The following is a 21,597-nucleotide window of genomic DNA, read 5'->3' on the forward strand; positions in this document are numbered from 1 at the left end:
GGGGTTCGACGACGTGTCCGCTGGTTAGAAGACTGGAAGTGTTCTCACGGCGCGGACCGAAAAGCATCGGGACCGTGCTGTGATCGTGAACACCGTGTTGTGCGGCGCCGTAGTGCTGGATACTGCGGGCAGCCGCCCCCGGTGACCGGTGCCGGACGCGGTGAGCTGGAGGGGACGGTTCGCGTGAGCGAGATACCAGCGAAGGCCACGGAGTCCGAGGACTCGTCGGGCGGCGCGAGGAGCGGGGCCGCGGACGGCCCCGTCTTCGGCGATGCTCCGTCCGCCGACGCGATGTGGCAGAGCAGTCCGCCCGGCTCCATCTACGACTACATCAAGGTCGCCTCGTTCTCCATCGGCCCGGACGGGCTGGTCGACCAGTGGAGCCTGCGCGCCGAGCAGATCTTCGGCATCCCCGCCGAGCGGGCCGTCGGCATGGACCCCATCGAGGCGTTCATCGAGCCCGTCCGGCGGGAGCGCGGCCAGCGCAAGATGGCCGAGATCCTCGACGGCCGGGAGTGGACCGGAGTGGTGCCCTTCCGGCTGCCGGCCACCATGGCGGCGGACGAGCGCGACCGGGAGGGCCTCGCCGAGGTCTACGTCATGCCGACGCGGACCGAGGAGGGGGAGAAGGCCGCCGTCTGCATCGTCGTCGACGTCCGCACCCTGCGCCGTATCGAGACCGATCTCGCCGCCTCGCAGGCCATATTCGGCCAATCTCCGTTCGGCTTCCTGCTGATCGACCCCGACCTGCGGGTACGCCGCGCCAACCAGCGGTTCGCGTCCATCTTCGGCGGCGCCCCCGACGACCACCGCGGCAAGGGCGTGCACGACTACCTGCCGCGCGGGGAGGCCGAGCGGGTCGCCGCGACCCTGCGCCGGGTCCTGGAGTCCGGCGACTCCATCACGGACATGCACGTCACGGGCTTCGTGCCGGGCTCCGACGAGCGCCGCCACTGGTCCGTCAACCTCTACCGCGTGCACAGCGGCAGCGGCCGGCCCATCGGCATCGCCTGGCTCGGAACCGACATCACCGCCCGCCGCGCGGCCGCCCGGGAGGCCGCCGCCGCACGGCGCAATCTCGCCCTCCTCAACGACGCGGGCGCCCGCATCGGCAACTCCCTGGACCTGGAGACGACCGCCCGCGAACTCCTCGACGTCGTCGTCCCCGGCTTCTGCGACCTGGCCACCGTCGACCTGTACCAGGGTCTGCTGGCCGGTGACGAGACCCCGCCGGGGCTCGCCGACGGCAGCGCGGAGGTGCGTCGCGTCGCCTTCGCCAGCGCCGTGTCCGACGCGCCGTTCAGCGTCACCGGGGAGCCGGTGAAGCTGGGCGCCGTCCACCACTACCCGTTCAACTCGCCCTGCGCGGACGCCCTGCGCACCGCCCGCCCGCAGAGCGTCCCCGGCGGGGACGGCGGCCTGGTGCAGTCCACGCTCGCCGTGCCGATGGTCGCCCACGACACGGTCGTGGGACTCGCGCAGTTCGCCCGCACCAAGGGCAGCGAGCCCTTCGGCGACCGCGACCGCGAACTCGCGGTGGAACTGGCCGCCCGCGCCGCCGTCTGCATCGACAACGCCCGCCTCTACCGGCGTGAGCACGAACGCGCGTTGATACTGCAACGCTCGCTGCTCCCGCCCGGCGACCCGGAGGCCTCCGGCCTCGACATCGCCTGCCGCTACCTGCCCGGCAGCGTGGCCACCGGCCGGCCCAGCGAGGTCGGCGGCGACTGGTTCGACGTCATCGAACTGCCCGGCCACCGCACCGCGCTGGTCGTCGGCGACGTCATGGGGCGCGGTCTGCGCGCGGCCGTCGCGATGGGCGAACTGCGCACCGCCGTACGGACCCTGGCCCAGCTCGACCTGGAACCCGCCGAGGTGCTCTCCCAGTTGGACGAGATCGCCCGGGGCCTCGGCGCCCCCGGAGGCGTCCAGCAGGCCACCAGGGCCGCCCGCCGCCCCCGCGAGGCCGACCTCTCCGAGGTCTACCTGGCGACCTGCGTCTACGCCGTCTACGACTCGGTGACCAGGCGCTGCACCTTCGCCAACGCGGGCCATCTGCCGCCCGTCCTGGTCGAACCCGGCGAGCCCGCGCTGATGCTGGACGTACCGCCCGGAATGCCGCTCGGCGTCGGCGGCGAGCCCTTCGAGGAGGTGGAGGTCGAACTGCCCGAAGGCGCCCTTCTCGCGCTCTACACGGATGGACTGGTCGAAAGCCGCGACCACCCCCTCGACGAGGGCCTCCAGGCCTTCGTGCACGCCCTGACGGACCCCTCCGCACCCCTGGAGGACGTCTGCGACCACGTCCTCAACACCCTCGACACCCACCACGGCGAGGACGACATCGCCCTGCTGATGGCCCGCGTCCAGGGACTGCCCGCCGAGTCCGTCGGCGACTGGACCCTGCCCCGCGAGCCCCGCAGCGTGGGCCGCGCCCGCGAGTACGCCCGCGCGCAGCTGATCGGCTGGGACATGGAGCCCCTGGTCGACACCACGGAACTCCTGGTCAGCGAGTTGGTCACCAACGCCCTGCGGTACGGCGAGGGAGAGATCAGACTCCGTCTCCTCCTCGACCGCACCCTGGTCTGCGAGGTCTGGGACTCGGGTCTGGTCCAGCCCCGTCGCCGCCGCGCCCGCGACACCGACGAGGGCGGCCGGGGCCTCCAGCTCGTCGGCCTGCTCAGCGCGGCCTGGGGCTCCCGCCGGACCCCCCGCGGCAAGACGGTCTGGTTCGAACTCCCCCTCCCCGGCACCGACACCACCCTCACCGACCCGGCGGAGGCGCTGCTGAGCCTGTTCTGACGGCCCGTCGGCACGGCGCGTATACGCTCGCGCCATGCCCACCACCCCGATCGCCCCGGTACGCCTGACGGCCGGCCCCCTCACCCTGCGCCCCTGGGCACCCGAGGACGCGGCCGTCCTGGCCGGGCTGTACGAGGACGAGGCGATGCGCCGCTGGGCGAGCGCGCCCGTGCACGACGAGACGGGCGCGGCGCGCTGGGTGGCCGAGCAGCGGCGCGGCTGGGAGGCCGGCGAACGCCTCGCGTTCGCCGTGGAGGAGACGGAGGCGTCCGACGCCCGGCCGGCGGGCCACGTCGTGCTCAAGCGGTCGATCGCGACCGCCGCCACGGCCGAGGTCGGGTACTGGACGGCGGCCCACGCGCGGGGCAGGGGAGTGGCACCGCGAGCCCTGACGGCCCTGGCCGACTGGGCCTTCACCACCTTCGCCCGGGAGGGCCTGACCCGCCTGGAGCTGCTGCACCAGGTCGACAACACGGCCTCCTGCCGGGTCGCCGAGAAGAGCGGCTTCGTACTGTCCGGTCTGCTCCCCGCCGCCCCGCCGGCCTTCCCTCTCGACGGCCACCGGCACGTACGGCAGGCGCCCCGCGCCACATGATCGCAACCGGAACACCCGTTCCCCTCGTCCTCCCCCTCAACATCGACCACACGGCTGCCCGACGGGAGCCGACAGCCGAAGGGGAGCCGGCATGGACCACGCAGAGCCGCAGGAACCGGCGACCACGACGGACCCCCCGTCCCCGGAACCGGCCCCCGACGCCGCGGAGGGCGGGGTTCCCTCACCGGAACCGGTCGGCGCGAGCGCCCCGGACGACGCGAGCGGTGAGACTCCCCGGCGGAACACGGCCGGGAACGGCTCACCGCCCGGCGCGCCCTCGGGGGCCGAGCCGACGGTGGCCCCGGGGGAGGCTTCCCCGCCGGGGCCGGTCGGAGCGGGGGACGCGGGCTCCCCGCGGGAGCCGGCCGACGGCGACTCCGCGGCAGCCCCCGACGGGCCGGCCCGCGGACGCCGCAGGCCCTGGGTCCGCCGGGTCAGACGTACCGTCCTCGTGGTCACGCTCCTCCTGGTCGTCCCCCTCCTCGCCGTCGAGACCGCCCTGCGCGTCAACTACATGGGAGACCCGGCGGACGGCACCCGCACCCGCGACCGGGACGCCATGTGGCTGGGGCACGCCTGGGTCGACGGGCGGAAGAAGGACGCCGACGTCACCGCGCTGGCCCGCCGCCTCGAGGACACCGGGATCCGCGACCTGTACGTCCACTCCGGGCCGCTGGAGCACGACGGGACCCTGCCGGAATCGAAGTACCCGCGCGCCCGCTGGCTGATCGACGCCGTGCACCGGGAGCTGCCCGGCGTCCGCGTCCAGGCCTTCCTCGGTGATGTCCTGGCCACCGAGGGACCCGACGGTATGCGTCTGGAACGCGCAGCCACCCGCGCCGCCGTCGTCGGCTCCGCCCGCCAGGTACTCGACGCCGGCTACGACGGCGTCCACCTCGACCTGGAGCCCCTGCACTCCGGCGACCGGGACTACCTCTCCCTCCTGGACGACCTGCGCGCCGTCACCCGCGCCCGGGACGCCCAACTGTCCGTGGCCGCACACCAGATCGACCCGCTCCCGGCCCTCCACACCGTCGCCGGTCTCTTCGCCGACCACCCCAAGTGGTGGTCCCAGGAGTTCTTCGGCCAGGTCGCCCGGCGCGTCGACCAGATCGCCGTGATGTCGTACGACACCGCGCGGCCACTGGAGAGCACCTACGGCGGCTACGTGGCCCAGCAGACCTCCCTCGCCCTGGAGGTCACCCCGCCCACCACGCACCTGCTGATGGGGCTGCCCTTCTACTACGAGAGCGACTTCAGCCACTGGGGCCACGCCGAGACCGTCGCCGCCGCCGTCCGCGGCGCCCGCCTCGGCCTCTCCCGGACGGACCCCGACCGGGAGCTCTTCGGCGTCGCCCCGTACATCGACTTCGCGGCGACGGAGACGAACTGGAGGGAGTACCGGGAGGGTTGGATGAACTGAGCAGTCTCTTTAGGGTCACGGTTCGCCTTCCGGCTCGGGAAGATCTTTACGTCGGCCGGGCGGCGTGATCTTCTCTGGCTGTCATGAACAGGTGGCCTCTGGGGAGGGGCCGGCGTCGGGGGGAGGGCGCGGCCGTGCGCACCACCGAGGAGAAGACCCGGTCATGTCCGGAGTGCGGTGCCGCCGTCCGCACGGACACCAGATTCGTCACGTGGTGCCGTGCCTGCGACTGGAACGTGGACCCGGATCCGGGCCCGGAGCAGAAGGAACAGGACAGACTGCACAGCGCTCGCCGTGCCCTGGCCCGGCGGCACGGCGAGAAACTACTGGCCGAGGTGACGGCCGGCGGGACTCTGCGCGCCCGGCGTGACGCCTCCTCGCTGTTCGCCCACGCCCTCGCGCTCGTCGTGCACGGAGTGACCGTTGCCCTGGCCCTCGGTGGGATCTGGTGTCTCGTGCGGGGGTGGGGCGGCTTGGGGATGGTGCTGGGAGCGTTCCTCCTGGCGACCGCCTGGACGCTCAGGCCGCGCGTGGCGAAACTGGGCGACACGGCCCCGGTCCTGCTGCGCGAGGACGCGCCCGAGCTCTATGCGCTGATCGACGAGATCGCCGAGGTGGTGGGTACGCGCGGGGTGGACCGCATCACGATCGAGGCGGAGGTCAACGCGGGGGTCCTGGAGTTCGGCCTCCGCGGACGGCGGGCACTGCGGCTGGGGCTGCCCTTGTGGGAGATGCTCACGCCGCAGCAGAAGGTCGCGCTGCTGGGCCACGAGCTCGGCCACTACAGCAACGGCGACACCCGCCATCGCTTCGTCGTGGCGACGGCGTACCGCTCGCTGACCACCTGGTACTACTACGTCGCCCCGACCCCCCACCCGGACGCTGTCGAACTGTTCGTCAACCTGTTCTTCGCCGTACCGCGCCTGTTCCTGCGAGGAGTGCTGTTCCTGCTCGACCACCTGATGCTGCGGGCCGGCCAGCGGGCCGAGTACCTGGCCGACCGTGCGGCCGCCCGCGCAGGGTCCACCGAGGCGGCGGTCGAGCTGATGGACCGGCTCCTGGTGACGAACTCGATCGAGGTCCTCCTCCGGAGCGAGGGCAACAAGGCGGCCGTCACGGGAAGGCGCGGCATCCGTGCGGCCGAGGCCGGCGCGGAAGCGATCTGGGAGCGGCTCGGCGCCTACGCGGCGTCCGTTCCCGAGGACGAGTACGAACGGCGGCGCCGTGCCGGTGCACGCCGCGGGCACAGCGTCGACTCCACCCATCCACCGACCCACCTCAGACGCGAATGCCTGCTGACCGGCCCGCCCGTACCCGCTGCCGTGACGATGGACACCGGCCGGGAACGACGCGTCACCGCCGAACTCGCCGCGGCCCGCACCACCTTGGCACGCACCATCGTCCGGCAGGGTTACGACGGCTAGACCCCGCCCGACGGGCCGCGACCGGGGTCCGGCCGGCGCTCAGCCCGTCGAGGAGCGGCGCCGGATCTTGTTCCCCAGCCACACCAGCGGGTCGTACTTGCGGTCCACCGCCCGTTCCTTCAGGGGGATCAGCGCGTTGTCCGTGATCCTGATGCCCTCGGGGCAGACCTCCGTGCAGCACTTGGTGATGTTGCAGTAGCCGAGGCCGTGTTCGTCCTGGGCCGTGCGGCTCCGGTCCAGGCCGGTGTCCCCGGCCGCGTCCAGCGGGTGCATGTCGAGCTCCGCGACCCGCATCAGGAAGCGCGGCCCGGCGAACGCCGGTTTGTTCTCCTCGTGGTCGCGGACCACATGACAGGTGTCCTGGCACAGGAAGCACTCGATGCACTTGCGGAACTCCTGCGAGCGGTCCACGTCCTCCTGCATCATCCGGTACTCGCCCGGACCGACCCCGGCCGGCGGTACGAAGGCCGGGACCTCCCTGGCCTTGGTGTAGTTGAAGCCGACGTCCGTCACCAGGTCCCGGATCACCGGGAAGGCCCGCAGCGGGGTCACGGTGATCGTCTCGTCCGGCTCGAACACCGACATCCGGGTCATGCACAGCAGCCGGGGGCGCCCGTTGATCTCCGCCGAGCACGAACCGCACTTGCCGGCCTTGCAGTTCCAGCGCACGGCGAGGTCGGGGGCCTGGGTGGCCTGGAGGCGGTGGATGATGTCGAGGACCACCTCGCCGTCGTTCACCTCGACCTCGAAGTCCTCCAGACCGCCGCCCTCGACGTCCCCGCGCCACACCTTGAAGCGGGCCTCGTAGCTGCTCACTCGTAGAGCTCCTCTTCGGCGAGGTACTTGACCAGCTCCTCCTTCTCGAAGAGGGCGAGCAGGTCGGGGCGGATGGGTTCGGTGGTCTCACGGGTGAGGGTGACCTGGCCGCGTGCCGGGTCGGTGTCCGTGAGGCCGTCCGTGGGGTCGGTGAGCGCGCACAGCAGGTTCACGTTGCGCCAGGACCGGTCCATCCCGGAGTGGTCCTCCCGCGTGTGGCCGCCGCGCGACTCGGTGCGCTCCAGCGCCGCCCGGGCCACGCACTCGCTGACCAGCAGCATGTTCCTCAGGTCCAGGGCGAGGTGCCAGCCGGGGTTGAACTGCCGGTGCCCCTCGACGCCGGCCCGGCGGGCCCGCAGGCGCAGCTCGGCGAGTTTCTCCAGGGCCCGCTCCATCTCGTGCTCGCGGCGGATGATGCCGACCAGGTCGTTCATCGTCTGCTGGAGTTCCTGGTGCAGGGTGTACGGGTTCTCCGGCGGCCCCCCGTCCGGCTCCCCGCCCTCCACGGAGAACGGGCGCAGGGCCTCCGCGGCGGCCGCGTCGACCTGTACGTCGTCCACGCGGGGCCGCGCCGCCCCCGCCCCGCTCGCGTACTCGGCCGCGTGCCGTCCCGCCCGGCGTCCGAAGACCAGCAGGTCGGACAGGGAGTTCCCGCCGAGCCGGTTGGAGCCGTGCATCCCGCCGGCCACCTCACCGGCCGCGAACAGTCCCGGCACCCCGCGCGCCGCCGCCGAGTCGGAGTCGACGGCGATGCCGCCCATCACGTAGTGGCAGGTCGGCCCGACCTCCATCGCCTCCGCCGTGATGTCGACGTCCGCCAGCTCCTTGAACTGGTGGTACATCGACGGCAGCCGCCGTTTGACGACGTCGGCCGGCATCCGCGTGGACACGTCCAGGAAGACCCCGCCGTGCGGGGAGCCGCGGCCTGCCTTCACCTCGGCGTTGATCGCGCGGGCCACCTCGTCGCGGGGGAGCAGTTCGGGCGGGCGCCGGTTGTGGTCCGGGTCGTCGTACCAGCGGTCGCCCTCGTCCTCGGACTCGGCGTACTTCTCCTTGAAGACGTCGGGGATGTAGTCGAACATGAACCGCTTGCCCTCGGAGTTGCGCAGCACCCCGCCGTCCCCGCGCACCGACTCGGTGACGAGGATGCCCTTCACCGACGGCGGCCAGACCATTCCGGTCGGGTGGAACTGCACGAACTCCATGTTCAGCAGCGGGGCCCCGGCCAGCAGCGCCAGCGCGTGCCCGTCGCCGGTGTACTCCCACGAGTTCGACGTCACCTTGAACGACTTGCCGATGCCGCCGGTCGCGATCACCACGGCGGGCGCCTCGAACACGAAGAAGCGGCCGGACTCCCGCTCGTACCCGAAGACCCCCGAGACCCGCTCGCCGTCCTTGAGCACGCGCGTGACCGTGCACTCCTGGAAGACCTTCAGCCGGGACTCGTACTCCCCGGTCTCGCGGAAGTCCTCCTGCTGGAGCGCGACGATCTTCTGCTGGAGGGTGCGGATCAGCTCCAGGCCCGTACGGTCGCCCACATGCGCCAGGCGCGGGTACTCGTGGCCGCCGAAGTTGCGCTGCGAGATCCGGCCGTCCTTCGTCCGGTCGAACAGCGCGCCCCAGGTCTCCAGCTCCCACACCCGCTGCGGGGCCTCCTGGGCGTGCAGCTCGGCCATCCGCCACTGGTTGAGGAACTTCCCGCCGCGCATGGTGTCGCGGAAGTGGACCTGCCAGTCGTCCCCGGGGTTGGCGTTGCCCATCGCCGCCGCGATGCCGCCCTCGGCCATCACGGTGTGCGCCTTGCCGAACAGCGACTTGCAGATCACCGCCGTACGGGCGCCCCGCTCGCGCGCCTCGACGGCGGCGCGCAGGCCCGCGCCACCGGCACCGACCACGACGACGTCCCACTCCTGTCGGTCGACCACGGACACAGTTGAGTCCCCCAGCTAGAAGAAGCGCGGATCGTCGAAGACACCGGACGCGACGAGGTACACGTAGAAGTCGGCGAGCGCCACGCTCAGCAGCGACGCCCAGGCGAGCTGCATGTGCCGGGCGTTCAGTCGGCCCACCGCCTGCCACATCCGGTAGCGCACCGGATGCCGGGAGAAGTGCTTCAGCTTCCCGCCGACGATGTGCCGGCAGGAGTGGCAGGAGATGGTGTACGCCCAGATCAGCACGATGTTGACCAGGAACACCAGGGTGCCCAGACCCATGTGGCCCCACGCGTAGTGCTCGTCGCGGAAGGCGAGCACGGTGTCGTAGGTCAGGATGCCGGCGACCGGGATCGCCGCGTAGAAGAAGTACCGGTGGATGTTCTGCAGGATCAGCGGGAAGCGGGTCTCCCCGGTGTACCTGGTGTGCGGTTCGGCCACCGCGCAGGCCGGCGGGGACGCCCAGAAGCCCCGGTAGTAGGCCTTGCGGTAGTAGTAGCAGGTCAGCCGGAAGCCGAGCGGGAAGATCAGGATGATGATCGCCGGCGAGACGCCCCACCAGCTTCCGAACAGCTCCCAGTTCGGCCCGGCCCGCATCGGCTCGCAGTTCTCCGCGAGGCACGGCGAGTAGAACGGCGAGACGTACGGCGCCGCGTAGTAGTCGGCGTTGGCGAAGGCCCGCCAGGTCGAGTAGACGACGAAGGCGAGCAGCCCGGCCGCGGTGGCGGCCGGGGCCAGCCACCAGCGGTCGGTCCGCAGGTGCGGTGCGGCGATCGCGGCGCGCGTGCCGGTTCTCACACCGCCGCTTCGGGGATGGGGTTCGGTGGCAGGAGGTTCCGTGCCAGTGGCCACTTGTCCGCTCCGGTAGGGGTCGGGGGGCGCCGCGATCGGCGGGGGGTCAGGGGGCGCGACGGTCGCGCGCGCCGAGACCCTCGTCGTCCGTGTCCACCCACAGGGAGGGGTCGTACGGCGTGTCGGAGATGGTCACGAGATCGGGGCGCCTCTGCGAGGCCGCGACGGCGGGGGCCGTCTCCCGCAGCAGCGCGACGCTCTCGCGCAGGTGATTGGTGTCGGCGCGGACGCGGCGCATCTCCAGGCCGCCGCTGCCCATTTCCTTCTCCAGGCGCCCCACCGACCGGATCAGGTCGTCGAGACAGCGCTGGACCGATGTCAGTTCGTCGTGCACGGACATGACTTGCCCTCACTTCCGCGGGTCCTTCAGGCCCAAGGCGGCAACGTTCATGCGCCTGAGAGTGTTGCGCGTCACACCTTGCGCTGTGAAGGGATGTGCATCGATTGGCCGAGGCGCACGGGTGCGCTCTTCGGTGCTTTGCGCCGCACGGGTGGGCTTGCCGCCCGTGGCCGCCGTGTCGCCCTGAGTTGCCGAACCCTTTCCTCTTCAGTGGGCCGCGTACATCGGATGAGCTCCAAATACCACCAAAAGTGATCGTAACGCCCGCGGCTTCCCGGAGGTACCCAGAGATGTCCCACGACGGCGTCGGCCCGCGCGCGGCTCTGCGCCCGCTCGCCTTCCTCACCGTTGGCGTGCTCGCGGTGCCCGCGCTGGCCGGATGCGGCTCCGACGACCCGGCGGGCAAGCCTCTCGCGGGAGCGGACATCGCACGCGCCGACCGGTCCGGGATCGCCGACGGGGGCACCCTGCGCTGGGCCGTGGACACCGTCCCGGACACCCTGAACACCTTCCAGTCGGACGCCGACGCCACCACCGTCCGGATCGCCCAGGCCGTCCTGCCGTCGATGTACCGGATGGACAGCCGGGGCCGGCCGGTGCGCAACCCCGACTACCTGGAGTCCGCCGAGGTCGTCGACACCGAGCCCCGACAGGTGGTGCTCTACCGGCTCGACCAGCAGGCCGTCTGGAGCGACGGCCGCGAGATCGGCGCCGCCGACTTCGCCGCCCAGTGGCGCGCCCTGTCCGGCAAGGACACCGCCTACTGGACCGCCCGCAACGCCGGCTACGACCGCATCGAGAAGATCGAGCGGGGCAAGAACGACCTCGAGGTCAAGGTCACCTTCAGCCGTCCCTACGCCGACTGGAAGTCCCTGTTCACGCCGCTGTACCCGAAGGAGGTCATGGGCACCCCGGACTCCTTCAACGACGGGGCCCGCAAGAAGCTGAAGGTCACCGCCGGGCCCTTCACGGTGAAGAAGATCGACACCGGGGAGGATGAGGTCACCCTCACCCGCAACGCGCGCTGGTGGGGCGACCCGGCGAGGCTCTCCACGATCGTGCTGCGGGCCGTGCCCCACGACAAGCGGATCTCCGCGCTCAGCGCCGGCACCGTCGACCTGGCCGAGATCGACCCGGCCGCCGTCCGCCGCATCACCGCCGCCGCGCTGCCACGGGACGAGAGCGGTCCGCTGGCGGGCCCCGGCGCCCACCGGTCCGCCGCGGACGCGCTGCGCTCCTGGGCCGTCGCCAACGGCTCCGACGAGGAGGCCGCCGACGAGGAGATCTCCGCCCGCGACAAGCTGCGCAAGAAGACGGCGAAGTACGCCCGTCAGCAGAAGGCCCTCGCCGGCTTCGAGGTGCGCAAGTCACTGGAGCCCGCCTACACCCAGCTCGCCCTCAACGGCGCCGACGGCCCCCTCGCCGACGAGCGGGTCCGTCGTGCCGTGGCCCGCGCCCTGGACCGGCAGGCCATCGCCGAGACGGTCCTGAAACCGCTCGGCCTGCCCGCCGAGCCCCTCGGCAGCCACCTCGCACTGTTCGGCCAGACCGCCTACGCCGACGGCAGCGGCGCCCTCGGCGAACAGGACGCCAAGGAGGCACGGGCGCTGCTCGCGGACGCCGGCTGGGAGCCGGGCGGGCCGGTGAAGAAGGAGAAGGACGAGGGGGAGGAGGCGGCCGGCTCGGAGGGCGAGAAGGGCGGGGACTCCGAGGAGGACACCGAGTCCGAGGGCGGCGACGACGGCACGTACATCGTCGGCGAGGACGACAAGGCCCCGCGGGGCTCCGGCACGGGCGCCGGGCGCCTGGAGCAGGGTGGCGGCGGCACGTACACCGGCGGGGGCGACGACAAGGCCCCGCGGGGCTCCGGCACCGATGCCGGGCGCCTGGAGCAGGGTGACGGTGACGACAGGGGAGACGACAAGGCCCCGCGGGACTCCGGTACCAGCACCAAGCAGCTGAAGCAGGGCGGTGCCCCCGGCGCCTACGCCCCCAAGGGCACCGCCGCCCCGGCCCGGGCCGGGAACGCCCGTGTCGCCAAGGACGGCAAGGCGCTCACCCTCCGCTTCGTCCTGCCCTCGGGGCCCGGCTCGGACACGCTGCGCACCGTGGCCGGCCGGATCTCGAAGATGCTGGAGCGGATCGGCATCGGCACGAAGATCACCAAGGTCGACGACGAGAGCTACTTCAAGGACCACATCGCGTCCGGTGAGTACGACCTCGCCCTGTACTCCTGGCCCGCGACCGCCTACCCCGCCACCGACGCCCGCCCCGTCCACGCCAAACCGGTCCCGGCCGCCGACGGCTCGCTGAACGTGGAGCAGAACTACACCCGCGTCGGCACCGACCGGGTCGACCAGCTCTTCGACCAGGCCGTCACCACGCTCGACGCCTCCGAGCGCCGCGCCCTGCTCCGCAAGGCCGACTCCCGCATCTGGGCGGCGGCCGGCTCCATCCCCCTCTACCAGCGCCCCCAGCTCACCGCCGCCCGCAAGAACCTGGCCAACGCCGGCGCGTTCGGATTCCGTACACCGGTGTACGAGGACATGGGCTTTTTGAAGAAACCGGCGCGGGGACCGGGCGCGGAGAGCGCCGGGCCGTCGGCCGGGGACTGACGCGCACACGCGAGAGCGGCACACCCCCACCGGGGATGTGCCGCCCACGTGTCCGTGTCAGCCGTGCTTGGCGCGGCTCGCGGCGCGGGCGCGCTCGCGGGCGTCCAGGTTCACCTTGCGGATGCGGACCGCCTCCGGGGTGACCTCCACGCACTCGTCGTCGCGGCAGAACTCCAGGGACTGCTCCAGCGACAGCTTGCGCGGCGGGACGATCGCCTCGAACGAGTCGGCCGAGGACGACCGCATGTTGGTGAGCTTCTTCTCCTTGGTGATGTTGACGTCCATGTCGTCGGCGCGGGAGTTCTCGCCGACGATCATGCCCTCGTACACCTCGGTGCCCGGGTCCGTGAAGAGCACGCCGCGCTCCTGGAGGTTGGTCATCGCGAACGCGGTGACGGCACCGGAGCGGTCGGCGACCAGCGAGCCGTTGTTGCGGGTCGTCAGGGTGCCGAACCAGGGCTCGTGGCCCTCGTGGATGGAGTGGGCGATACCGGTGCCGCGGGTCTGGGTCAGGAACTCCGTCCGGAAACCGATCAGACCGCGGGAGGGCACCACGAACTCCATGCGGACCCAGCCCGAGCCGTGGTTGGACATGTTGTCCATCCGGCCCTTGCGCACGCCCATGAGCTGCGTGACCGCGCCCATGTGCTCCTCGGGCACGTCGATCGTCATGCGCTCGACGGGCTCGTACGTCTTGCCGTCGACCTCCTTGGTGACGACCTGCGGCTTGCCGATGGTCAGCTCGAAGCCCTCGCGGCGCATCTGCTCCACCAGGATGGCCAGCGCCAGCTCACCGCGGCCCTGCACCTCCCAGGCGTCCGGACGCTCGGTGTCCAGGACGCGCAGCGAGACGTTGCCGATCAGCTCGCGGTCCAGGCGGTCCTTGACCTGGCGGGCGGTGACCTTGCGGTCCTTGACGACCGCCTTGTTGTCCGCGCCCTTGCCGGTGGCGCCGCGGCCGACCAGCGGCGAGGTGTTGGTGCCGATGGTCATGGAGATCGCCGGCTCGTCCACCGTGATCAGCGGCAGCGGGACGGGGTTCTCGGTGTCCGCGAGGGTCTCGCCGATCATGATCTCCGGGATACCGGCGACGGCGCAGATGTCACCGGGGCCGGCCTTCTCGGCGGGCTTGCGGGTGAGCGCCTCGGTCATCATCAGCTCGGAGATGCGCACGTTGGAGACGGACCCGTCGCGCTTCATCCAGGCGACCGTCTGCCCCTTCTTCAGCTCGCCCTGGTGGACGCGGAGCAGGGCGATACGGCCGAGGAAGTTGTCGGCGTCGAGGTTGGTGACGTGGGCCTGGAGCGGGGCGTCCTCGTCGAAGGTCGGGGCCGGGATGTGCTCCAGGATCGTGGAGAAGAACGGCTCCAGGCTGGTGGAGTCCGACGGGACCGTGCCGTCCTCGGGCTTGGTGAGGGAGGCCACACCGTCCCGGCCGCAGGCGTAGACGATCGGGAACTCGATCTGCTCCTCGTCGGCGTCCAGGTCGAGGAAGAGGTCGTAGGTCTCGTTGACCACCTCGTCGATGCGGGCGTCCGGACGGTCCGTCTTGTTGATGCAGAGGATGATCGGCAGCCGCTGCTGGAGCGCCTTGCGCAGCACGAAGCGGGTCTGCGGCAGCGGGCCCTCGGAGGCGTCCACCAGCAGCACCACACCGTCGACCATCGACAGACCGCGCTCGACCTCGCCGCCGAAGTCGGCGTGGCCGGGGGTGTCGATGATGTTGATGGTGATGGGCTCCCCGCCGTCCTTGGGGTGGTACTTCACCGCCGTGTTCTTGGCGAGGATCGTGATGCCCTTCTCACGCTCCAGGTCGTTCGAGTCCATCATGCGGTCGTCGACCGAGTCGAGCTGGTGCGCGGCGAAGGCGCCGGCCTGCTTGAGCATGCCGTCCACGATGGTGGTCTTGCCGTGGTCGACGTGGGCGACGATGGCGACGTTGCGGATGTCGTGGCGCGTGGCCATAAAAGGCGTACTCCCGGAGTGCTGAGGAATGCCCCGCACGAGCGTCTGTGGTGTGCGGGCCCTGCCGGGCTGAACACGCCTCGGCCTCACCCCATGGTACGGGGCCGCCGGAGGGTCCGCCTTCGCGAGCCCGTGGGCCCTCTGTTACTCCTGGGAGCCGGGAGGATGCGTTCGGATATCGGTGTGCGCGCGAACGCGTTTCGGACATGTAAACAAAAAGCTGTACCTAATTGTCCGAATTGCCGGTTTCTCTCCAAGGGTGTCAAGCGCGCGTAGGTGTCAATCTTTGCAATTTTCGCTCAAAATATGAACGGTAGGGAGATCCCTATGCCTTCCGCCCTTGACGCGCGTTGACTGTCTTGGCGAAAGTTCCCCCAAACCACAGAACCTGCCGGTATCTGTGCTGCGCTCAACTCTCCAACCCCCCGGGGGACGAACACGATGACCAGTCCAATCAAGGCCGAGGGCTCCGGGTCCGCGGCTGTCTTGGACCCTGAGCTCGCGGAGACCACCGACAAAACGGTCGCCAAGGGTGAAAAGCAGCCCGAGGGTCGTTCCCCCGGCCAGTTGATGTGGCAGCGCTTCAAGCGCGACCGTACCGGAGTCGTCTCCGCGTGTGTGGTGATTTTCTTCTTCGTGGTCGCCGCGTGCGCCCCGCTCATCTCGAAGGTGTACGGCAAGGACCCGTACACCCTCTACGGGCAGGAAAACCCGGAACTTCTCGACATGTTCACCATGCCGGCGAAGGCCTTCGGCGGCATGGACGGGGAGTACTGGTTCGGCGTCGAGCCCGGTCTGGGCCGTGACGTGTTCACGCAGCTGCTGTACGGCATCCGGACCTCGCTCGCCACGGCGCTGGTCGCGACGCTCCTGATGACGGTGATCGGCGTGCTGATCGGTCTCGCCGGCGGCTACTTCGGGGGGAAGATCGACTACTGGCTCGGCCGGATGACCGACTTCTTCATGGCCCTGCCCAGCCAGCTGTTCTTCGTCGCCGCGATGCCGGTCATCACCACGGTGTTCGTCGCCCCGGACAAGGAGACGCCCACCTACGTGCGCACCTCCGCGATCATCATCGTGCTGGCCTTCCTGGGCTGGATGAGCATGGCGCGGATCGTCCGAGGTGCCACCCTCTCCCTGCGGGACCGGGAGTTCATCGAAGCGGCGCGGATCTCCGGGGCCTCGCCCTGGCGCATCATCCGCAAGGAGCTGCTGCCCAACATCGTCACGCCGACGCTGGTGCAGGCGACGCTCATGCTGCCCTCCACCATCCTCAGTATCGCGTTCCTCTCCTTCGTGGGTGTGGGCTACGTCGAACCCACCCCCGACTGGGGGCGGATGTTCGCCATCGGCGCCAGCACCGTGGAGCAGGACCCGTACTACATGCTCTTCCCCGGAGTGGCCATGGTGATCTTCGTCGTGGCCTTCAACCTCCTCGGCGACTCGGTGCGGGACGCCTTCGATCCCAAGACGGGGCGCTGAGCCACAGGGGAAATCCCCCCACACTCCCGCCCGGCCGGTCCCCGGCGCCGTACGGCCCGGTTCCGGCCGTGTACCAGCAGTGCTCACTACTCACAGGCAGGTGGATCCGTCCCCATGAGCATCTTCCGTAACCGTGCCGCCTCGGCCGCGATCGTCGCGGTCGCCGCCGGCGCCCTCACCCTCACCGCCTGCGGTGGCGGCGGCAGCGACAGTCCGGCCAAGGACAACAGCAAGCAGAAAGAGGACGCCAAGTCGCAGTCGAAGCCGGTGCAGATCGGTGACGTGAAGGCGTCGACCGGTCCGGCCGCCGAGATCCCGGGCGCCCAGCCGGGCGGCACCATGGCCGTCTACCAGGAGGACGACTTCTCCCACCTGGACCCGGGGCAGATCTACGTCTCGGACGGCAAGCTGCTCAGCCGCCTCATCTACCGCGGTCTCACCCAGTACTCCGAGGACGACCAGGGCAACCTGACCGTCGTGGGCGACCTCGCCACCGACGCGGGCAAGGTCTCGGACGGCGGCAAGACCTGGACCTATACCCTGAAGGACGACCTGAAGGACGAGAACGGCAACCCGATCAACTCGGCGGACATCCGCCACACGATCGAGCGGCTGTACGACACGTTCATCACCGACGGTCCGACCTACCTGCAGCAGTGGCTGTCCGGCGCCGGCACCACCTACCGCGACGCGTACGCGGGCCCGTTCAAGGGCAAGCACCTGCCGAACGACGTCCTGGAGACGCCGGACGACAAGACGGTCGTCTTCCACTTCAAGGACGCGCAGCCCGACCTCCCGCAGATGCTGACCATGCCCGGTTACAGCGTCGTCCCGGAGGAGACGGACACCAAGGAGAAGTACGACTCCGACCCGGTCGCCACGGGTCCGTACAAGATCGCCGAGTTCAAGCCCGGCAAGTCCATGAAGCTGGTCAAGAACACCGAGTGGGACGCGAAGTCCGACTCCGTGCGTCACCAGTACGTCGACGGTTTCGACATCTCGATGAACCACGACGACGAGGACCAGACCAAGACGCTCCTGGCCGACCAGGGCGAGGCCAAGAACGCGATGATGTTCACGGGCCAGGTCGCCACCACCCAGCTCCAGAAGGTGGTGAGCAACAAGGAGGCCATGAAGCGCACGATCCAGGGCTACGCGCCCTACGTGTGGCAGCTGAACTTCAACATGGACCGCGTCAAGGACAAGAAGCTCCGTGACGCCATCGCCCTCGCGATGCCCTCCACCTCGGTCTTCAAGGCCGACGGCGGTGCCTACGGCGGTGAGGTCGCCAACTCCCTGACCTCGCCGACGACTCCGGGTTACAGCGAGGCGTTCGACCCGTTCAACCGCTCGAAGAAGCCCAACGGCGACATCGAGGCCGCCAAGAAGCTGATCAAGGAAGGCGGCTTCGAGGGCAAGAGCCTCGTCTACGCCTACGCCAACACCCCGGTCCGCCAGCAGCAGGCCGTCCTGATCACCGACGCCCTGGAGAAGATCGGTCTCGACATCCAGAAGAAGGAGATCGACAGCGCCACCTGGTACGAGCAGGTCGGTAAGGTCAAGAACACCTACGACCTGTACATGACCGGCTGGGGCCAGGACTGGCCGTCCGCCTCCACGGTCGTCCCGCCGCTCTACGACGGCACGCAGATCCAGGACGGTGCGTCGAACTACTCGCACATCAACGACGACCACGTCAACTCGGAGATCCAGCGCATCCTGAAGATCACCGACACCGCCGAGGCCACCACGGCGTGGACCGAGCTGAGCGAGTACATCGCCAAGGAGGTCAACCCGGCCGCCCCGATCTACTACACCAAGGTCTTCCAGATCTTCGGTTCGAACGTCGGCGGCATCCGCTACAGCTCCGACTCGAGCTACGTGGACGTCACCCGGGTCTTCCTCAAGAAGTAACCGCCGGCCCGGGATCCCGGTGGTGGGCGCGCGGCGGAGCGCCCACCACCGGGCCCCGGACGTCTCCAGACTCACCCTCCGAATTGCCGCCGTCCTGAGAGCAGCTTCCTGCCATGCTTCCATTCCTCATTCGCCGGACATTCGGCGCGGCGCTGATCCTGGTGTTGATCAGTGCGTTCACCTTCTTCATGTTCTTCGCGATCCCGCAGGACCCGGCGCTGCTGGCCTGTGGCAAGAACTGCACTCCGGACGCGCTGGAGATCATCCACAAGAACCTCGGCCTCGACAAGCCGGTCACCGTCCAGTACTGGAACTTCCTGATCGGCATCTTCGCCGGCCGTGACTTCGCCGTCGGTCACTGTGCCGCCCCCTGCTTCGGTGTCTCCTTCGCCAACGACCAGAACGTCTGGGACACCATCGTCGACCGCTTCCCGCTGACGCTCTCGCTGACCGTCGGCAGCCTGCTGGTCTTCCTCGTCGTCGGCCTCGGCGCCGGCATGCTCGCCGCGAAGTACCGCGGCACCTGGGTGGACAAGAGCTTCAGCTCCGGCTCGCTGGTCATCAGCTCCATGCAGATCTACTTCCTCGGCCCGCTGGTGCTGCTCGGCCTGGTCTACAGCACCGGATGGCTCGACAAGCCGAAGTACGTGCCCTTCTCCGAGGACCTCGGCGGCTGGTTCATGGGCCTGCTGATCCCCTGGGTCGTCATGGCGACCATCTTCACCGCCAACTACACTCGTATGAGCCGTTCCTCGATGATCGAGCAGCTCCAGGAAGAGCACGTGAAGGCGGCCCGCGCCAAGGGCATGTCGGGCAACTTCGTCTTCTTCCGCTACGCCTGGCGCGGCTCCCTCATCCCCATCATCACCATCCTCGGCATCGACCTGTCCTCGCTGCTGTCGGGCGGCATGGTGACGGAGCTGACGTTCGGTCTGGCCGGACTCGGCCGGCTCGCGCTGTCCTCCGTCATCGACAAGGACCTGCCGATGCTGATGGGCGTCATGCTGGTCAGTGCCGCGCTCATCATCGTCTTCAACCTGATCGTGGACGCCCTGTACGCCGTCATCGACCCGCGCGTGCGTCTGTCCTAGGAGAACCCACCGTGACCACTCAGACCAAGCCCGAAGAGGCTCCGGCCGCCGCCGCGGGGGAAGCCTTCCTCTCGGTGCGCGACCTCAAGGTCCACTTCTCCACCGACGACGGCATCGTCAAGGCGGTGGACGGGCTCTCCTTCGACCTGGAGCGCGGCAAGACCCTCGGCATCGTGGGCGAGTCCGGCTCCGGCAAGTCGGTGACCAACCTGGCCGTCCTCGGCCTGCACAACCGCAAGAAGACCGCCGTCGACGGGTCGATCACGCTGGACGGCCAGGAGCTGACCACGGCCGGCGAGAAGCAGCTGGAGACGCTGCGCGGCAAGAAGATGGCGATGATCTTCCAGGACGCGCTGACCGCGCTGTCGCCGTACTACACGGTCGGCCGGCAGATCGGTGAGCCGTTCATGAAGCACACCGGCGCCTCCAAGCGGGACGCCCGGGTGCGCGCCATCGACCTGCTCCAGAAGGTCGGCATCCCGCACCCGCAGCAGCGGGTCGACGACTACCCGCACCAGTTCTCCGGCGGTATGCGCCAGCGCGCCATGATCGCCATGGCGCTCTCCTGCGACCCGGACCTGCTCATCGCCGACGAGCCGACCACGGCGCTCGACGTGACGGTGCAGGCGCAGATCCTCGACCTGCTCAAGGACCTGCAGCAGGAGTTCGGCTCCGCGATCATCATGATCACCCACGACCTCGGTGTGGTCGCCAACATGGCTGACGACATCCTGGTGATGTACGCCGGCCGCGCCGTGGAGCGCGGCTCGGTGCGCGAGGTGCTCAAGGCGCCTCAGCACCCGTACACCTGGGGCCTGCTGGGCTCGATGCCGAGGCTCTCCGCCTCCGTCGACGAGCCGCTGATGCCGATCCCGGGATCGCCGCCCTCCCTGCTCAACCCGCCCTCGGGCTGCCCGTTCCACCCGCGGTGCGGCTTCACCGACAAGGTCTCGGGGGAGCGTTGTTCGGGCGAGCGTCCGCTGCTCGCCCAGGGGCGTGCCGCCGCCTGTCACCTGACGGCGGAGCAGCGGCAGCAGGTGTTCATCGAGACGATTCAGCCCCGGCTGGGCTGAGCGGAAACCGGCGACTGGGGCATCACCATGAGCGACAACAGCAAGACGACCACGGCGGTCGCCGACACCGTCCCGCAGCAGCGGGACGGTGACAGCGCACCGCTGTTGAAGGTCAGTGGTCTGACGAAGCACTTCCCGATCAAGGGCGGCTTCCCGATCAAGCGCACCGTCGGTGCGGTCAAGGCCGTCGACGGCGTCGACTTCGAGGTCTTCCCTGGGGAGAGCCTCGGCCTCGTCGGCGAGTCCGGCTGCGGCAAGTCGACGACCGGCCGGCTGCTGACCCGGCTGTACGAGCCGACCACGGGCACCATCGAGTACAAGGGCCAGGACATCAGCCGGGCCGGCCGCAAGGAACTGGCGCCGATCCGGTCCGAGATCCAGATGATCTTCCAGGACCCGTACACGGCGCTGAACCCGCGGCAGACCGTGGGCACGATCATCTCGGGCCCGATGGAGATCAACGGGATCAACCCGCCGGGCGGCCGTGAGAAGCGGGTCCGGGAGCTCCTGGAGATCGTCGGTCTCAACCCGGAGCACTACAACCGCTTCCCGCACGAGTTCTCCGGCGGTCAGCGCCAGCGCATCGGTGTCGCGCGGGCCATCGCGCTGGAGCCGAAGCTGATCGTCGCCGACGAGCCGGTCTCGGCCCTCGACGTGTCGATCCAGGCCCAGGTGGTGAACCTGCTGCAGGAGGTGCAGCGGGAGATGGGGATCGCCTTCGTCTTCATCGCCCACGACCTGGCGATCGTGCGGCACTTCTCGCAGCGTGTCGCGGTGATGTACCTCGGCAAGATCGTGGAGATCGCGGACCGCGACTCGATCTACAACGGCCCCCGCCACCCGTACACGCACGCGCTGCTGTCCGCCGTCCCGGACGCCGACATCGACGCGGAGAAGCGGGAGCGCATCCGTCTCGAGGGCGACGTGCCCTCGCCGATCTCCCCGCCGTCCGGCTGCCGCTTCCGCACCCGCTGCTGGAAGGCGCAGGACAAGTGCGCGACGCAGGAGCCGCCGCTGCTCCGGATCGAGGGCAGCAAGCCGGGGCACCTGACGGCCTGCCACTTCCCGGAGGAGCCCACGACCGAGGCCCGCGCCGAGGACGTGGTGATGGACCCGGGGCTGAAGGCGCTGGAGAAGAACGACGTGGCCAAGGCCTGACGTCGACCCTCTGAAGGGCACGGGTGCGGGAGCGCAGGACTCCGGCACCCGTGCCCTTTCGGCTGCCCTTCTCGGGCGTCTCATACGTACATACGGCTGGAGTCCCCCTCGTACAGGTG

General features: G+C 70.0%; 15 protein-coding genes. 10 read left to right on the forward strand and 5 right to left on the reverse strand.

The window, feature by feature from the left end:
• Nucleotides 1–183: 183 nt before the first annotated feature.
• The 4 genes from ACFV5H_RS20920 (at nt 184) to ACFV5H_RS20935 (ending at nt 6,241) form a co-directional block, all read left to right on the forward strand.
• Nucleotides 184–2,799: a SpoIIE family protein phosphatase gene (locus ACFV5H_RS20920; RefSeq protein WP_385053201.1), complete on the forward strand. Its 2,616-nt coding sequence runs from the start codon at nt 184–186 to the stop codon at nt 2,797–2,799.
• Between the two features lie 34 nt (nt 2,800–2,833).
• Nucleotides 2,834–3,394 (forward strand): GNAT family N-acetyltransferase, encoded by a 561-nt coding sequence (locus ACFV5H_RS20925; RefSeq protein ID WP_385196607.1) that lies wholly within the window; start codon nt 2,834–2,836, stop codon nt 3,392–3,394.
• A gap of 91 nt (nt 3,395–3,485) precedes the next feature.
• Nucleotides 3,486–4,817 (forward strand): hypothetical protein, encoded by a 1,332-nt coding sequence (locus tag ACFV5H_RS20930; protein WP_385196609.1) that lies wholly within the window; start codon nt 3,486–3,488, stop codon nt 4,815–4,817.
• Between the two features lie 134 nt (nt 4,818–4,951).
• Complete coding sequence (locus ACFV5H_RS20935) at nt 4,952–6,241, forward strand: M48 family metalloprotease (protein WP_385053193.1); 1,290 nt, start codon at nt 4,952–4,954, stop codon at nt 6,239–6,241.
• Between the two features lie 39 nt (nt 6,242–6,280).
• Here the strand turns inward: ACFV5H_RS20935 and ACFV5H_RS20940 are convergent, their stop codons facing one another.
• The 4 genes from ACFV5H_RS20940 to ACFV5H_RS20955 are packed head-to-tail and all read right to left on the reverse strand — an operon-like array spanning nt 6,281 to nt 10,180.
• Nucleotides 6,281–7,057, reverse strand: coding sequence for a succinate dehydrogenase/fumarate reductase iron-sulfur subunit (locus ACFV5H_RS20940; protein WP_385053190.1), 777 nt, complete (start codon nt 7,055–7,057; stop codon nt 6,281–6,283).
• Nucleotides 7,054–8,988 carry a fumarate reductase/succinate dehydrogenase flavoprotein subunit gene (locus ACFV5H_RS20945; RefSeq protein WP_385196612.1) on the reverse strand — a complete coding sequence of 645 codons (1,935 nt, stop codon included), beginning with the start codon at nt 8,986–8,988 and terminating at the stop codon, nt 7,054–7,056. Before ACFV5H_RS20945 ends, ACFV5H_RS20940 begins: the two co-directional genes overlap by 4 nt.
• A 15-nt stretch (nt 8,989–9,003) precedes the next feature.
• On the reverse strand, nt 9,004–9,840 hold the full coding sequence (locus ACFV5H_RS20950) for a hypothetical protein (RefSeq protein ID WP_385196614.1): 837 nt from the start codon (nt 9,838–9,840) through the stop codon (nt 9,004–9,006).
• A 46-nt stretch (nt 9,841–9,886) separates the two neighbouring features.
• Nucleotides 9,887–10,180 (reverse strand): hypothetical protein, encoded by a 294-nt coding sequence (locus tag ACFV5H_RS20955; RefSeq protein WP_385053183.1) that lies wholly within the window; start codon nt 10,178–10,180, stop codon nt 9,887–9,889.
• A gap of 290 nt (nt 10,181–10,470) precedes the next feature.
• On the opposite strand from ACFV5H_RS20955, the gene ACFV5H_RS20960 reads away from it, so the two are divergent.
• A complete protein-coding gene (locus ACFV5H_RS20960; protein WP_385196616.1) occupies nt 10,471–12,795 on the forward strand; it encodes an ABC transporter family substrate-binding protein in 2,325 nt (774 codons plus the stop codon).
• Between the two features lie 57 nt (nt 12,796–12,852).
• On the opposite strand, the gene typA is transcribed toward ACFV5H_RS20960, so the two are convergent.
• Nucleotides 12,853–14,760 (reverse strand): translational GTPase TypA, encoded by a 1,908-nt coding sequence (gene typA, locus ACFV5H_RS20965; protein WP_385053177.1) that lies wholly within the window; start codon nt 14,758–14,760, stop codon nt 12,853–12,855.
• Nucleotides 14,761–15,201: 441 nt separating this feature from the next.
• Between typA and ACFV5H_RS20970 the strand changes: the two genes are divergently transcribed.
• The 5 genes from ACFV5H_RS20970 to ACFV5H_RS20990 all read left to right on the forward strand — a co-directional run bounded on the left by ACFV5H_RS20970 (nt 15,202) and on the right by ACFV5H_RS20990 (nt 21,478).
• Nucleotides 15,202–16,242: an ABC transporter permease gene (locus ACFV5H_RS20970; protein WP_385053174.1), complete on the forward strand. Its 1,041-nt coding sequence runs from the start codon at nt 15,202–15,204 to the stop codon at nt 16,240–16,242.
• A 114-nt stretch (nt 16,243–16,356) separates the two neighbouring features.
• Nucleotides 16,357–18,156 (forward strand): ABC transporter substrate-binding protein, encoded by a 1,800-nt coding sequence (locus tag ACFV5H_RS20975; protein WP_385053172.1) that lies wholly within the window; start codon nt 16,357–16,359, stop codon nt 18,154–18,156.
• 113 nt (nt 18,157–18,269) lie between these two features.
• Nucleotides 18,270–19,247, forward strand: coding sequence for an ABC transporter permease (locus ACFV5H_RS20980; RefSeq protein ID WP_385053170.1), 978 nt, complete (start codon nt 18,270–18,272; stop codon nt 19,245–19,247).
• Nucleotides 19,248–19,258: 11 nt separating this feature from the next.
• Complete coding sequence (locus ACFV5H_RS20985) at nt 19,259–20,320, forward strand: ABC transporter ATP-binding protein (RefSeq protein ID WP_385053167.1); 1,062 nt, start codon at nt 19,259–19,261, stop codon at nt 20,318–20,320.
• A gap of 27 nt (nt 20,321–20,347) precedes the next feature.
• Complete coding sequence (locus ACFV5H_RS20990; RefSeq protein ID WP_385053164.1) at nt 20,348–21,478, forward strand: ABC transporter ATP-binding protein; 1,131 nt, start codon at nt 20,348–20,350, stop codon at nt 21,476–21,478.
• The last annotated feature ends 119 nt before the right edge of the window (nt 21,479–21,597 follow it).

Source organism: Streptomyces sp. NPDC059787 (assembly GCF_042732315.1).
Lineage (GTDB): Bacteria > Actinomycetota > Actinomycetes > Streptomycetales > Streptomycetaceae > Streptomyces > Streptomyces atrovirens.